The sequence below is a fragment of the Terriglobales bacterium genome, from assembly GCA_035764005.1.
GTDB lineage: Bacteria > Acidobacteriota > Terriglobia > Terriglobales > Acidobacteriaceae > Gp1-AA112.
This window is the reverse complement of sequence record DASTZZ010000028.1, coordinates 1-12,951: the sequence shown is the minus strand read 5'-3', so window position 1 is coordinate 12,951 and position 12,951 is coordinate 1. Positions and strand designations below refer to the sequence as shown.

The following is a 12,951-nucleotide window of genomic DNA, read 5'->3' as shown; positions in this document are numbered from 1 at the left end:
TCGAAGATTTTCTACTCGACATCGCCATTGCCATTGGATTTTGGATGGTCTCGTACGCAGTCCTGATCGGACTTGGATTCGCAATGCACATGGCGAAACCTGGCGCGATCGATGAAGGGAAGCAGACAATTCAGCTCCTTGCTCCTCACGGCGGATTTGAGCTCGCGCTTTGGATCTGCATGAGCGTAGTCGCAGGCTTCGTCGAAGAAATTGTCTTCCGCGGATATTTCCAGCGCCAGTTCTCAACGCTGCTGCGCAATGTCTGGATCGGCATGCTCGCGTCAGCCGCGGTTTTCGGCCTTTCCCACGCATACGAAGGACATCAACGCATGTTGCTCATCTTCGTCTACGGCGCGATGTTTGGAACCTTGACGATCTGGCGCAAGAGCCTGCGCCCGGGAATGATGGCGCACGCATGGCACGACAGCGTTGAAGGAATTCTCCTTGTACTCGCAGACAAACTGGTGAAGAGCGGCGTGATCAAGTGAAGTGATCGAGTGAGAATTCCAGCAAGCAGCGTCGAAAAATCGCCGCGTGAGTTGATCGCTCGTCGGAAAAGCGACGAGGTAGAACTCAAATAACAACTCACGTCAACCATTTTTTGCTTGACATCGTTTTTTAATGACTCTATACATTCAACAATTGCAACAAATGATCGTTGCAAACTCGATTGAAGAATCGAAAGGGAGAATAGAACAATGGCAACCAAGAAAGCCTCGAAGAAAAAGTCAAGCTCGAAGAAGAAAAAGTAAGAGCTGACAAGGCAAAGTAAAACGGGGGACGCGATGAGCGTCCCCCTAAATTTTTGTTCGCCTTTTTTTATGTCATTCCGAACGCCTGCTGTTCGCGTGAGGAATCCCTAAAGGACTTCGAGAATGTCCTATCGAGAATGCCGGCTTTATACAAATTGATAAGGATTCCTCACTCCCGCTCGCGCGAACAGCACGCGCGAGCGTACGTTCGGAATGACAGAAGAAGTGAGTTACACCGCTTTATTCAACGGCTCACGCAGTCCATTCGCGACGTCGATCAAATCCTGGCCAACCGTGCGCGTGCGCGAGAGTGCTTCTTTCAACGGGATGGTCACGATGTCGGTTCCACGAAGCGCGACCATCTTGCCGAAGTCTCCGCGATGGACCGCATCGATCGCTCCAATCCCGTAGCGCGTTGCCAACACGCGATCAAAAGCGGTGGGCGACCCTCCGCGCTGGGTGTGTCCGAGAATCACAGCGCGTGTTTCGAAGCCCGTGCGCTTCTCAATTTCCTGCGCAATGATCGTGCCGATGCCGCCAAGACGCACGTGGCCGAACTCATCTTTCTTTCCTTTTTCCGCGACGATCTGCTCGTCGAGTCCCGCGGCGAGTCGCGCACCTTCGGCTATGACGACGATGCTGAAGTAGCGTCCGCGCGCGTGGCGTTGACGGATGGTCTCGGCAACATCGTTCAGATCGAACGGACGTTCCGGAATGAGAATTACGTCGGCGCCGCCAGCAATGCCGCTGTAGATTGCGATCCATCCTGAATCGCGTCCCATCACCTCGACGACGATTACACGATTGTGCGCTTCCGCCGTGGTGTGTACCCGATCAATAGCTTCCGTCGCGATGTTGACCGCGGTATCGAAGCCAAAGCAGAAATCGGTGCCGCTGAGATCGTTGTCGATCGTTTTGGGCACGCCGACAACTTTGAAGCCGGTCTCATGCAGCTTGTATGTAACGGACTGCGTGTCATCGCCACCGAGCGCCACCAGGGCATCGATCTTGTGGCGCTTGAGAGTCTCAAGACACTTCTGAATGCCGCCTTCCTTCTTCGCCGGATTCGTGCGCGAGGTGCGCAGGATAGTGCCGCCGCGCGGGAGGATTCCGGCGATGGCATTCAGAGTGAGCGGCATGGCCTGATCTTCCATCACGCCGCGCCAGCCCTCGAGAAAGCCGACGAACTCGTCGCTATGGTGAAAAATTCCTTTACGAACGACAGCGCGGATGACGGCATTTAGACCCGGACAGTCGCCGCCTCCAGTGAGGATGCCAATTTTCATTACGTTCTCCGCTAGTGACCCGATTCGGGCCGAGATTTCTAAAGACCGAGAGACCGTTTTTAACCGATCTTCTCGATGCCGGAAAGTTTCCGTTCATCGCCGAGGCGACAACAGCACGCAGAGTGGCGATACGTTTCTGTGCTCGAAGACATGATGCGTAATGGAAGAATTATCTTAGCATCGGAGAGATTCGTACTCGCGAATCCAGTTCAACGAGGCCGGCAGCGACACCGCTCCACAACTCGCCACGCGCGAGTCGTGCGTCACCGGATGCATCCCTCAAACTCAACGATCTTTCCGCTCTCGACACAAGTTTCGCAAACGGCGACTTGTTAGACTATTCTGCGTTTCGGAGGAAATATGCGAAGGTTTTTGGCAGTCGCGGTGCTTTTTGTCTGCTCATTCACGGTGCTCACTATCGGCTATGCAGCGCAATCAGATCAAAAGACGCAAAGCCCGCCTCCAGCGCAGACGCAGCAATCCGCGCCGCAAGAGAGCGGAGAGAAAGCCGGGCAGAGCAAGCAGTTCACAAATATCCAGGTGTTGAAGGACATTCCTGCCGATCAACTGCTTCCTTCAATGCAGTTCATCAGCGCGGCACTCGGCGTGGACTGCGGCTTCTGCCATATTACTGATAAAGGCCACGAGGGCTTTGCCTCCGATGACAAGCGCAACAAGAAGACCGCTCGCGAAATGATGACGATGACCATGGCTATCAATCAAAACAATTTCCATGGGCAACAGCGTGTCACGTGTGCTTCGTGCCATAACGGCCACAACGAGCCCAATCCGGTAGCGCCCGTCCTGGATGATGCGCGCTGGCAGGAGCGCGCGGACGCTCGCACCCGCGCAGCCGCGCAAAACCGTCCAGCAGCGCCGGCTCAAAATCAGCAGCAGCCGGAAGGCAGACCCAATCCGCAAGCGATGCAAGCGGCGGCCGACGCGATTATTGCCAAGTACGTCGATGCGCTCGGCGGTCAAGCTGCCATCCAGAAGCTGAGTTCTCTCAGCGAGAAAGGCACCATTACTACTCCGCACGGAGATTCTGCGGAATTCCAATTAGAAGAAAGCGCGCCAAACAAGGTGCTGTTCGTCCGCACACCGGCAAATGGTGCCGCGATGCGTGTTGCGTACAACGGCGAGCAAGCTGTGGCTGCGATTGGGGGCCATGCGAATCCGATTCACGGGTTTGAGCTGCAGGCCTTGAAGCTCGATGCGAACTTTTTCCGCAACTTCAACCTGAAACAACAGTACACGCGCACGCAGTCTCCACCGTTCACGCAGAAGATCGACGGCCGTGAAGTGAAAATAGTTCGTGGCGTACTGCCTGACAATCAAGGCCAGGAGAAGCTCTATTTCGATTCGCAATCTGGTTTACTGGTGCGGCGGATGACCGTATTGCGCACAGCGCTCGGTGGAATTCCTCGGCAGTACGATTATTCCGATTACCGCGATGTGAATGGGGTGAAAATTCCTTTTGTAACGAAAGTCTCCACGCCTGAAAACATTCAAACTCGGACCATCACCGAAGCTAAGTTCAACGTGCCCGTCGACGAAAAAGATTTCTCCGTTCCGACTGCGAACGCAGGCGCACCTTCAGGAGGCAACTAGATAGAATGATTCCGATTGCGGATCCGCAGTGCAATAGCGCCATCGGTGGTGGGCTGTTTCACCTGTCGCGGTTTGCACTAGATGATGGAGTCAGATGCAGTCCGACCACACCATTGCGGAGATCGAACGACTCGAGCGCATGTTGCGCTACCCAACCCAAGGCCGCTGAATGCAAACGATCTCGAGGCTGCGAATCGTCGCCATCACGAGAAGCTAGCGCATAGCCCCTGGTTTCGGCTCTGGCAACGGTATGGCATCTGTTGCCGCGCAGATTCCTCCACCGTCCGACTCGATGAAGTTGAAACATAAGTTACCGATTTTCCGTAACAGATTTGCGTAACGCTCGCGCATAAATGTGGAAAGCGCGCATTCCGCATGTTCCATATTGACATTCGCCACGCCGTCGGAGCTGCCGCACAGCATTAACGCGGAAATCTGCCACTCAGCGGCATGAATCAAGCGCTGCGTTTTCAAAAGTGGGATCTGCCTCAAGCGAACGGTCCCTGCGCGAGTTTCAAGCACGAGTGATCTCGTGGTGTGTTTCCCGAATGAGAGCATTCCTATTCTGGGATTGAAGCGAGCATGCCAGGTTCGACATGCTCGCTCGAAGGGCAGACCTAGAACGTCAGCCTTGCAGCCAGCCAGAGTTGGCGGGCACCATGATCTGGACCGAAGAAACCCCCGGGCTGCAAACCACCGGTAACTGCGCCGAACGTCGATGTCGGCGTGCCAGTGTTGCACACGCCCCCGACAGTCGCATCACCCGGACAATTGTTGCTGGCTGGGTTCGCGAAGTGAGGCGTGTTCGTGAAGTTGGTGGCATCCGCTCGGAGTTGCAGGGCGAACCGCTCGGTCAACTTGAACTCACGAGCCAGGCTCAGGTTCATCCCGAAATAGCCCGGACCACGGAACTCGTTGCGGTTGGTGTTTCCCAAGTGAGCGTTGGCGTTGCTGGTAATAAGGGGCGCCGCGAAGGAGCTCGGGTCGAAGTACCTGCAACTCAAGTCGCTCAAGGCGCAAATGCCGTCGCGGTTGGGCTTACCATTCAGAACATGGAATGGCGCCACAAGGTCGCATGTCTGGGTGGACCCGACAGCGTTCAAAGAGCCGGGGCACGTGACGCTGAACGGCAACCCGGTGAGGTAGTTGATCAGCGGACTGATCTGCCAGCCGCCGAGGATAGCGTTGCCGATGCCCGACTGTGCCCACCGTTCTCCCTTGCCGAACGGTAATTTCAACACGCCGTAGATGGAGATATTGTGGGTGCGGTCGAATCCGGCTACCGCGCGGCCCTTCTCCCAGTAGGCAGGGAACGCGAACATGACGCTACCCAAATCATCGTTGTCGGCATAGTCGATTGCCTTCGACCACGTCCAGGACAATCCAGCGATCGATCCATCGTGGAAGCGACGTGTGAGTTTGGTCTGCATCGAGTCGTAAAAGCTATTCTTGAAGGGAACAAGCCCGGTGATACTTCCGCTGTAAGTTTTGCCAAGCGCCTGGCTCAACAAACCTCCCGCGGCTCCTGCGCCAGCAGCTGATGCATTCATGTTCAGTTGTGCCAGTGGACGGATGCCACGCGCTCCAACGTAGCCCGTACTGAGCACGAATCCATTCCACTCCTGCTCCACCGTGAAGTTGAAATTGTGGATGTATCCGCGACGGAAGGGCTGCGGGATCGTGGTCGTGGTGATGTTTGTGGGTAACGGGACGCTGCCGCTGCTGACATCGGGAATCGGCGACAGCACGACACCTGAGGGAACGGTCTTGGCGCCACTCGCAAGCGTGGCATTCAAACCTGTAAGGCTTGCCACGGTTACGATGCCGGCGGTAGACCCAGTTGTGTTGTCTATGAAGACGTTTGCCGGGTACGAGTTGCGGAAGTCGCGCCAGTTGTTTGAATCAGCAGTTATACCGTAACCGGTGCGGACGACGGTTGAGTTCGTGAGGCGATACGCGAGGCCGACACGCGGCAGGAACTGCCCGCTGCCAACGTCAACGCCGTCATCCTGCGGAACATTGCCATTGCCCCCGACCAGCACGTTCCCGGTAGCCAAATCCAGGTAACGCAGTCCTTTGCCGTTATCGCTGTACCCGAATGGATAGTACTCCCATCGGATTCCAAGACTTGCTGTCAGCTTAGGCGTGACCTGCCAGTGGTCTTGGAGGTACCAGGCCCATTGCGACCATCGCAGCGCGTTCGGATCCGTTGATTGGATCGCTTTCCCGCTATGGTCCGACAGACCTAGGAGAAAGTCGGCCCACTGGTTGAACCAGGGAAAGGTTTTTCCGGGTGCGGATGTGGCACTGCCGTTGAAATCGAAAGCTCCACGAGGCGTGTTGAAGGTGCCCACTTGCGGCTGAAAATGATTCATCTGGGAGTGGTTCCACTCGATGCCGCCGCGCAAACCGTGCTTGCCACGCGTCCAGCTCAGGTTAGCTCCCGTCACGTAGCTACCATCGCGAAAGATGAACGGGTTAGCAGGTTGCGCATTGCCGAGATTCAATCCTTGGGGAAAGACGAAACCCGGGAGACCGTAATAAATGCTGGGATCGCCCGTGGTTCCCACATTGTTCGTGCCGGGGATCTTCAGGTCATTCAATCCCTTCGGCGAAGTGAGGTCAAAGGTTGAACTCAGCCGCAGACGGGTGAAACCGAAGTTCCAGTCCAGTAGCATGTTCGGACTGAACGTGTGCGTCGCGCCCAAACCTACGCTCTGAACCAAGCCAGGCGCGTTGCCCAGCTGTCCACCGTTGGTGGCATCGCCGACCGCAGCTCCCAGAAGAGGTGGATCAAAAGCGAGCGTTTTAGAAAAACTGTAACGGCCGAAGACCGACGTCTTATCACTGACGACATAGTTGATTTTTCCATCAGCATCATCGCGGTTAAAAAGCGCGGTGCCGCTGCCGACGAAGTTGTTCGTGTCCGTCGATGTCGCGAACTCCTTCGCGATCTCCGGTTGCAACAGCGCGATCATCGCCGAGGCAGCAGGGTCAATGCGATTCGGACAGATGACGTTCAGGACTCCATTGCAGGAGATCTGCTGTTTGCCCGCGCCGGTCGCGTCGCCGGTGGCGGGGTCCAAAATAACCGGATTTCCAGGCAGATTGCGGAAATCACCCGCTGCCATGGCAGCCGTGGGCAGCGTTCGCGTATCCGGCCCAGCCAATTGCCGCTGCGTGGTGCGCTCGTAATCGACGAAGAAGAACAGCTTATCTCTCTTGATCGGTCCACCAAAGGTGCCACCAAACTGGTTCTGGTTATTCCTGTTCTTTTTCGGGAACCTGGTGAGGTCAGTCTGGAAGTAGTCGCGCGCGGCAAGATTCTGGTCAAAGTGGAATTCATGGGCGCTGCCGTGGAATGAGTTCGTGCCCGATTTGATTATCACGTTCATGGCGGCGCCGCCGGCCTGGCCCTGCTCGGCGTCGAACGAGTTGGTCACAACGTTCACGGTCTCGATCGCGTCTGCCGGCGGAACATAGGCGACATTCGAGGGAAGCCAGGGATAGATGTCCTGCGCGCCGTCAATACGCGTGTTGTTCACCGTCTGCGATTGCCCATTCACGTTGGCGAAGATTGCGCGCTGGGGGTTGCCGGCCAGGGAGTTCGTCTCGGCAGGTAATGCTGCTCCGGGAATTATGCGCAGCAGCGTCTGGAAGTTTCTTCCCTGCGAACCGGAGATCGGCATATTCGCGATCTCGCGAGTGCTCAGGTCCGTGTGGACATCGGCCTTGTCGGTCTGCAGGAGCTGTTGCTGAGCATTAACTTCGACCACAGTCGATGCCTGGGCAACGCCAAGTTGCACGTCGGCGCGTTTGATCGTGTTCACGGAGACGGCGATATCGTTTTGAACTGTGGTTGCGAACCCCGTGGAGGAAATCGTCACTTTGTAGTTGCCGGGTTGAAGATCGTTAAACCTGTAAACACCGTTCGCATCGCTCGTCGCCGTGCGTGCGACTCCAGTGAGTGTATTCAGCGCTTCGACTTTGGCGTTAGGCACGACAGCGCCGGATGGATCGGTCACGTTACCAGTCAACGAGCCATAGAGCACCTGTGCGATCGCTGTTGCCGCAACCAAACAGAGCAGCAATGCGAGGCCGGCGGCAATTGCAGTCGAGCCGGTTTTTTGGTTGTTAATTTTTTGGGACGTCGTGAATTCCATGGGAATGCTTCCTCCTGATTCAATGTGGCCGGACGTGACCGCCACAACGACTGCTCTACGAATTCGTTACCGAGCGGCGCGTTGCTGCCGCTCAACTCCTGCTTCTTCCTGCGCGTTCGCTGATGGCCCAAAGTGTTTCTGCAGAACCAGGGCTACGGTTCCGCGCAGGCGTGCCATGTTGCCTTCGGCTGGCCGAATGCGCGGCGGCTTGCCGAAGAGAATTCCCGATTTGACTTCGTCTTCGATGATTGGTCCAAAACGGGACCACTGCGTGGTGCACTCGCCGACTACGACGATCTCGGATGGCGCCAGTCCCGCGACCAGCATGCGAATCCCGTAGCCGATCGAGTGCGCCATTTTCTCCAGCGCTTCCATGGCATGCTTGTCATCTTTGTCAGAGCGCGCCAACAGCTCCTGGAAGGTCACGCGCTCCTTGCTTTTCGTTGCTGATTGATAGTGATCAACCGCAGCGCGGTTCGAGGCAAAGACTTCCCAACAACCGTGTCCGCCGCAAGTGCATCTCGGGCCCTTGGGATCGAGCGAAACGTGGCCGAACTCGCCGGCCATGCCGTGATCGCCGCGCATGAGTTGTCCGTTGAGGAAGATGCCTGTACCGATTCCTTCGGAGATGGTGACAACCACCATGTCGCGAACCTGATCGGCATGCCCAAACCAGACTTCGGCGAGTACACAGGCGTTTGCAGCGTTTTCGAGTTCGACGCGCAGCCTGGTAGCTTTTTCAATCGAGTTCTTCAGATCGAACTCTCCCCATTTCAAATTGGGAGCGAAGATGAGTCGGCTTGCGTTCTCGTCGTACCGTCCTGGCAGACTGATGCCAATGCCTTCGAAGACCAGCTTCGGATGGGTCTTCATTAGCTCGTTCACCTGCTGTGAAATTCGCTGCGCGCCTTGCGCGGGTTCGGCCGGGGTGGAGAAGGCCACTTGCGAAAGAAAACGTCCGTTCACATCGGCAAGAGCGACCGTGGTCTGAGCCGGACGAATATCAACGACGAGTAACGCGCGGCGTTCATTAAGCCGCAGAAAGGTCGGACGACGGCCGCGGGGAAGGCGGCCGGTAGGTCCATTGATCACCCAGCGCTCGTTGATAAGCTGCTCGGTGATCAGCGACACCGTGCTGCGTTGCAGTCCGGAGACGCGAGCCAGGTCGGCGCGTGAGATCGGCTGGCGGCGACGAATCAGATTCAAAACGACGCTGCGATTGATGTCGCGCGCGGTCTCGCTCGAAGCTACCTGCGTGTTGGTGAAATCAATGCGCCGCATGCAACCGATTCCAACTACTAAAACGATTGAGAGCTGCTAAGATTAAATTCGCGCCTCGAACTTTATGTAAACGGTTCGGACGTTGTCAAGACTGCACCGGCGCGCTTTTCGATTTTCATTGGACGGAATGGACAGGGTTCAGAACAGATTGAAGGAGGTATGAATCGTGCAGCTATCCAGGCGAGTTCAGCAGATCCTGATCGCGGTCGCGGTATATGTATGCGTATCTTCTCCCTTACTAGCTGCGCCATCGCATTGGGTCGGCTCGTGGGCGGCTTCACAGCAGCTCGTCGAACCGCACAATGCTTTGAGCCAGGATGACCTTCGCGACTGCACTCTCCGGCAGATCGTTCATCTCTCGTTAGGCGGGACGAAGTTGCGCGTGCATCTCTCGAACCGGTTTGGAACAGCTCCACTGCGATTCGTATCCCTACACATCGCTCGATCAGTTGCCGCCGCATCTTCGAAAATCGATACGGCGACCGACAAGGCGCTCACGTTTTCCGGGAGTGCTGACGTGACGATTCCGGCAGGAGCCGATTACGTCTCAGATCCAATCGAATTTCGTGCTGCACCATTCGCCGATATTGCGATCTCGCTGCACTTGGAGACTCCTCCGGCAGAGGAGACCGGACATCCGGGTTCTCGCGCCACATCCTATGTAAGCCATGGCGATCATGTTTCCGAAGCGGAACTTGGGGACGCGCAGAAGGTGGAGCATTGGTATTTCATTTCGGGAATCGACGTTTCAGCTCCGCCAGCAGCCGTTGCTGTAGTCACATTGGGAGATTCGATTACCGACGGTCACGGCGCAACCACCGACGCGAATAATCGCTGGCCCGATGTGCTCGCCAAACGCCTGCAGGCAAGCGCCGCGACGAGAGAGGTTGCGGTTCTGAATCATGGAATCGGCGGCAACCGCATTCTGCTCGACGGCCTCGGACCAAACGCTCTGGCCCGCTTCGATCATGACGTGCTCGCCCAGCCCGGCGCTCGCTACCTTATCGTTCTCGAAGGCATCAACGACATCGGAACGCTGTCGCGCGAACGCGAAGTTCCGGCTGCAGAGCACGATGCTCTGGTTCATCACATCACTGCCGCCTACGAGCAGATGATTACTCGTGCGCACACGCACGGCATTAAGGTCTTTGGTGCGACGATTCTGCCGTTCGTCGGATCGGGTTATTACCATCCGGGTACGGCAGCGGAAGCCGATCGAGAAGCCATCAACGCATGGATTCGCGCGCCTGGGCATTTCGATTCTGTCATTGATCTTGACAAGGTAACCCGCGATCCCGAGCACCCGGAGAGGCTCAAACCCGCATTCGATTCCGGAGATCATTTGCATCCCTCGCCGGACGGTTATGCCGCGATGGCGAATGCGATCCCTCTTTCGCTGTTTACCGGAAACAGCGAGTCACGACGGCACGCAGCGCGAAAATAATGGACCGCCTCACTGTGTGCAGTTAGTCAAGGCTGAAGGACAGATGCTGCTTTAAAATGAACGCAGGCGCCCGTAGCTCAGTTGGACTAGAGCATCTGCCTTCTAAGCAGAGGGTCGCAGGTTCGAATCCTGCCGGGCGCGCCATCCTACCGGAAGCGCATGCCGGCGAGTTTGCGCGAGAGTCCGCCGCCCTTGCTCAGGGTCTTGAATTGTTTCTTCATCATCGCGTACTGCTTCAGAAGCTGATTTACTTCCTGAACGCTGGTGCCTGATCCCCGCGCGATCCGCTTACGACGGCTGCCGTTAATGACTTCGTGGTGATCGCGTTCGTGCGGAGTCATGGAATTGATGATGGCTTCGACGCGATTCAGCTCTTTGTCATCGACCTTGTCTGCCATGTTCTGAATGCCGGCGAATGGGCCGATGCTGGGCAGCATTTTCACAATGCTCTGCAGCGAGCCCAGTTTCTTAATTTGTCGCAATTGCTCGCGGAAATCTTCAAGCGAGAAGCCGTCGCCGCTCAGTGCCTTCTTGGCGAACTCTTCTGATTTCTTCGCGTCGAGCTTCTCCTGCGCTTTTTCGACCAGCGACAGAATGTCGCCCATTCCCAAAATGCGACCGGCGATGCGATCTGGATGAAACGGCTCAAGCGCATCATATTTTTCACCGACACCAAGAAATTTGATGGGCTGCCCCGTGACGTTACGGATCGAGAGCGCCGCACCGCCGCGAGCATCGCCATCCATCTTGGTGAGGATCACGCCCGTAAGATTTAGCTTTTTATGGAACTCGTTCGCGGAGTTAACCGCGTCCTGTCCAGTCATCGCATCTGCGACGAAGAGAATTTCCTGGGGATTGAGCAGCTTTTTGAGGAGCTGCATTTCATCCATTAATTCGTCGTCAATATGAAGCCGACCGGCGGTATCAACGATGAGCACATCGCAACCGGAATTAATTGCCTCGCGTCGCGCTTCCTTTGCGAGCCTTTCGACAACAGCGGTGGAGGCTTCGCCGTCCACCTTACCTTCATAGATGTTGGCGCCAATCGCGCTGGCAACGATCTTCAACTGCTGGCGGGCTGCCGGACGATATACGTCAACTGACACCAGCATGGGACGATGCCCGCCCTTCTTGAACCACTGCGCCAGCTTTCCCGAAGAAGTCGTCTTACCAGAACCTTGCAGGCCCGCCATGAGTACTACGGTAGGCGGCTGCGAGGCGAAGCGGATTTTGGCCGTGTCTTTGCCGAGAATGTTGATCAGTTCGTTGTGAACGATCTTCACCACCTGTTCGGTGGGCGAGATCTGCAGCATGACTTCCGACCCAAGCGCCTTTTCGCGAATGTGGTCGATCAGCTCCTTTACGACTTTGAAGTTGACGTCGGCTTCGAGCAGCGCCAGACGGATCTCGCGCAGGGCCTCTTGCATGTTTTCTTCGTTCAGCGTGCCCTGGCCGCGAAGATTCTTGAATGCGCGTTGAAGTTTTTCCGAAAGGTTCTCAAACATAGGACTGTTTTCAATTTTAAACGCATAGCCGAGCGGCTACTCTGAGGCAACTGGCAAGCAGTCTGCGATCGCGCTTTACAAAGTTTTACGCAAACTGCCGAACTTGTTAAAGGAGCCTGCACGTCCTGCTGAATAGCATAGGCATCTCACGAGAGAACGTTGGGCGAGCTTTCCCGCCCATAGGAGGAGAGATGCGGAAATGCATTCGTTTTTTGAATTCGCTGTTGTTGAGTGCAGCGTTGCTGGCGCCGCTGGCGATGCAAGCACAGGATCGTGATCACGATCGCGATAACCAGCGAGTCTATGATCGCGTTCATAAGCAGTACCACACGTGGAACAACGATGAAGACCAAGCCTATCGCCAATGGTACGGACAGACCTACCACGGGCGTCAATATCGGGATTACCGAAAATTGAACAAGAAGCAGCAGGAGGCCTACTGGAAGTGGCGGCATGACAATGATCGCGATCACGACAAGGATCGTGACCGTGACCGTCACTAAAGCCCTTGCGATGAAACGCCCCGGCCACACGGCAGGGGCGTTCCTTTTTATGTTGAAATCAGCTGCAGAAGCTGACTGGTCGGAAGCATCGTGCCAGCTTCCTTGTAATCGAAGAGCTTGGTTCCGTTCTTGAACAACTGGAACTGTCCCCGAGCTCCCGTTTTTACTTTTACATCAAGTCCTTTTCCTGCAGCTTCTTTGCGCAGGCTCCCGGCCGCGCGTCGCAGATCGATTCAGAAGAAGCAGCGTTTTACTTCAATCATATTCAGTTCCTCCAAACTTCCTTTGCCGCAATCACCGTGTTCACATGAATTGTGACTGTGTCCTGCACGTCGCGCGCATAGCCGCCGGCGTACGTGACCATGACCGGAATGCCACGTGCCTTCGCAACCTCAAATACTAGCGC

General features: G+C 56.0%; 9 protein-coding genes and 1 tRNA gene. 5 read left to right on the top strand and 5 right to left on the bottom strand.

The window, feature by feature from the left end; translation table 11 throughout:
- Positions 1–488 (top strand): CPBP family intramembrane glutamic endopeptidase (locus VFU50_05195; protein ID HEU5232234.1); only part of this gene is annotated, 488 nt, incomplete at its 5' end.
- A 494-nt stretch (positions 489–982) separates the two neighbouring features.
- Here the strand turns inward: VFU50_05195 and VFU50_05190 are convergent.
- On the bottom strand, positions 983–2,038 hold the full coding sequence (locus tag VFU50_05190; protein HEU5232233.1) for an ATP-dependent 6-phosphofructokinase: 1,056 nt from the start codon (positions 2,036–2,038) through the stop codon (positions 983–985).
- 360 nt (positions 2,039–2,398) lie between these two features.
- Between VFU50_05190 and VFU50_05185 the strand changes: the two genes are divergently transcribed.
- On the top strand, positions 2,399–3,649 hold the full coding sequence (locus VFU50_05185; protein ID HEU5232232.1) for a c-type cytochrome: 1,251 nt from the start codon (positions 2,399–2,401) through the stop codon (positions 3,647–3,649).
- A 213-nt stretch (positions 3,650–3,862) separates the two neighbouring features.
- Here the strand turns inward: VFU50_05185 and VFU50_05180 are convergent, their stop codons facing one another.
- From VFU50_05180 to VFU50_05170, 3 genes are all read right to left on the bottom strand, one after another.
- Entirely contained in the window at positions 3,863–4,123 is a 261-nt protein-coding gene (locus VFU50_05180) for a hypothetical protein (protein ID HEU5232231.1), read from the bottom strand.
- A 143-nt stretch (positions 4,124–4,266) separates the two neighbouring features.
- A complete protein-coding gene (locus VFU50_05175) occupies positions 4,267–7,812 on the bottom strand; it encodes a TonB-dependent receptor (protein ID HEU5232230.1) in 3,546 nt (1,181 codons plus the stop codon).
- Between the two features lie 66 nt (positions 7,813–7,878).
- On the bottom strand, positions 7,879–9,093 hold the full coding sequence (locus VFU50_05170) for an ROK family transcriptional regulator (GenBank protein HEU5232229.1): 1,215 nt from the start codon (positions 9,091–9,093) through the stop codon (positions 7,879–7,881).
- Positions 9,094–9,259: 166 nt separating this feature from the next.
- On the opposite strand from VFU50_05170, the gene VFU50_05165 reads away from it, so the two are divergent.
- The gene (locus tag VFU50_05165; GenBank protein HEU5232228.1) at positions 9,260–10,537 is read left to right on the top strand and encodes an SGNH/GDSL hydrolase family protein; all 1,278 of its coding nucleotides are present in this window, start codon (positions 9,260–9,262) and stop codon (positions 10,535–10,537) included.
- Positions 10,538–10,603: 66 nt separating this feature from the next.
- A tRNA-Arg gene (locus VFU50_05160) sits at positions 10,604–10,681 on the top strand.
- Between the two features lie 2 nt (positions 10,682–10,683).
- Here VFU50_05160 and ffh read toward each other — a convergent pair.
- On the bottom strand, positions 10,684–12,042 hold the full coding sequence (ffh, locus tag VFU50_05155) for a signal recognition particle protein (GenBank protein ID HEU5232227.1): 1,359 nt from the start codon (positions 12,040–12,042) through the stop codon (positions 10,684–10,686).
- 191 nt (positions 12,043–12,233) lie between these two features.
- On the opposite strand from ffh, the gene VFU50_05150 reads away from it, so the two are divergent.
- Positions 12,234–12,545 (top strand): hypothetical protein, encoded by a 312-nt coding sequence (locus VFU50_05150; protein HEU5232226.1) that lies wholly within the window; start codon positions 12,234–12,236, stop codon positions 12,543–12,545.
- Positions 12,546–12,951: the final 406 nt, after the last annotated feature.

Coding starts and splice junctions, on each gene's coding strand:
- VFU50_05190 (HEU5232233.1), bottom strand. CDS start 2,038: ATGAAAATTGGCATCCTCACTGGAGGCGGCGACTGTCCGGGTCTAAAT.
- VFU50_05185 (HEU5232232.1), top strand. CDS start 2,399: ATGCGAAGGTTTTTGGCAGTCGCGGTGCTTTTTGTCTGCTCATTCACG.
- VFU50_05175 (HEU5232230.1), bottom strand. CDS start 7,812: ATGGAATTCACGACGTCCCAAAAAATTAACAACCAAAAAACCGGCTCG.
- VFU50_05170 (HEU5232229.1), bottom strand. CDS start 9,093: ATGCGGCGCATTGATTTCACCAACACGCAGGTAGCTTCGAGCGAGACC.
- ffh (HEU5232227.1), bottom strand. CDS start 12,042: ATGTTTGAGAACCTTTCGGAAAAACTTCAACGCGCATTCAAGAATCTT.
- VFU50_05150 (HEU5232226.1), top strand. CDS start 12,234: ATGCGGAAATGCATTCGTTTTTTGAATTCGCTGTTGTTGAGTGCAGCG.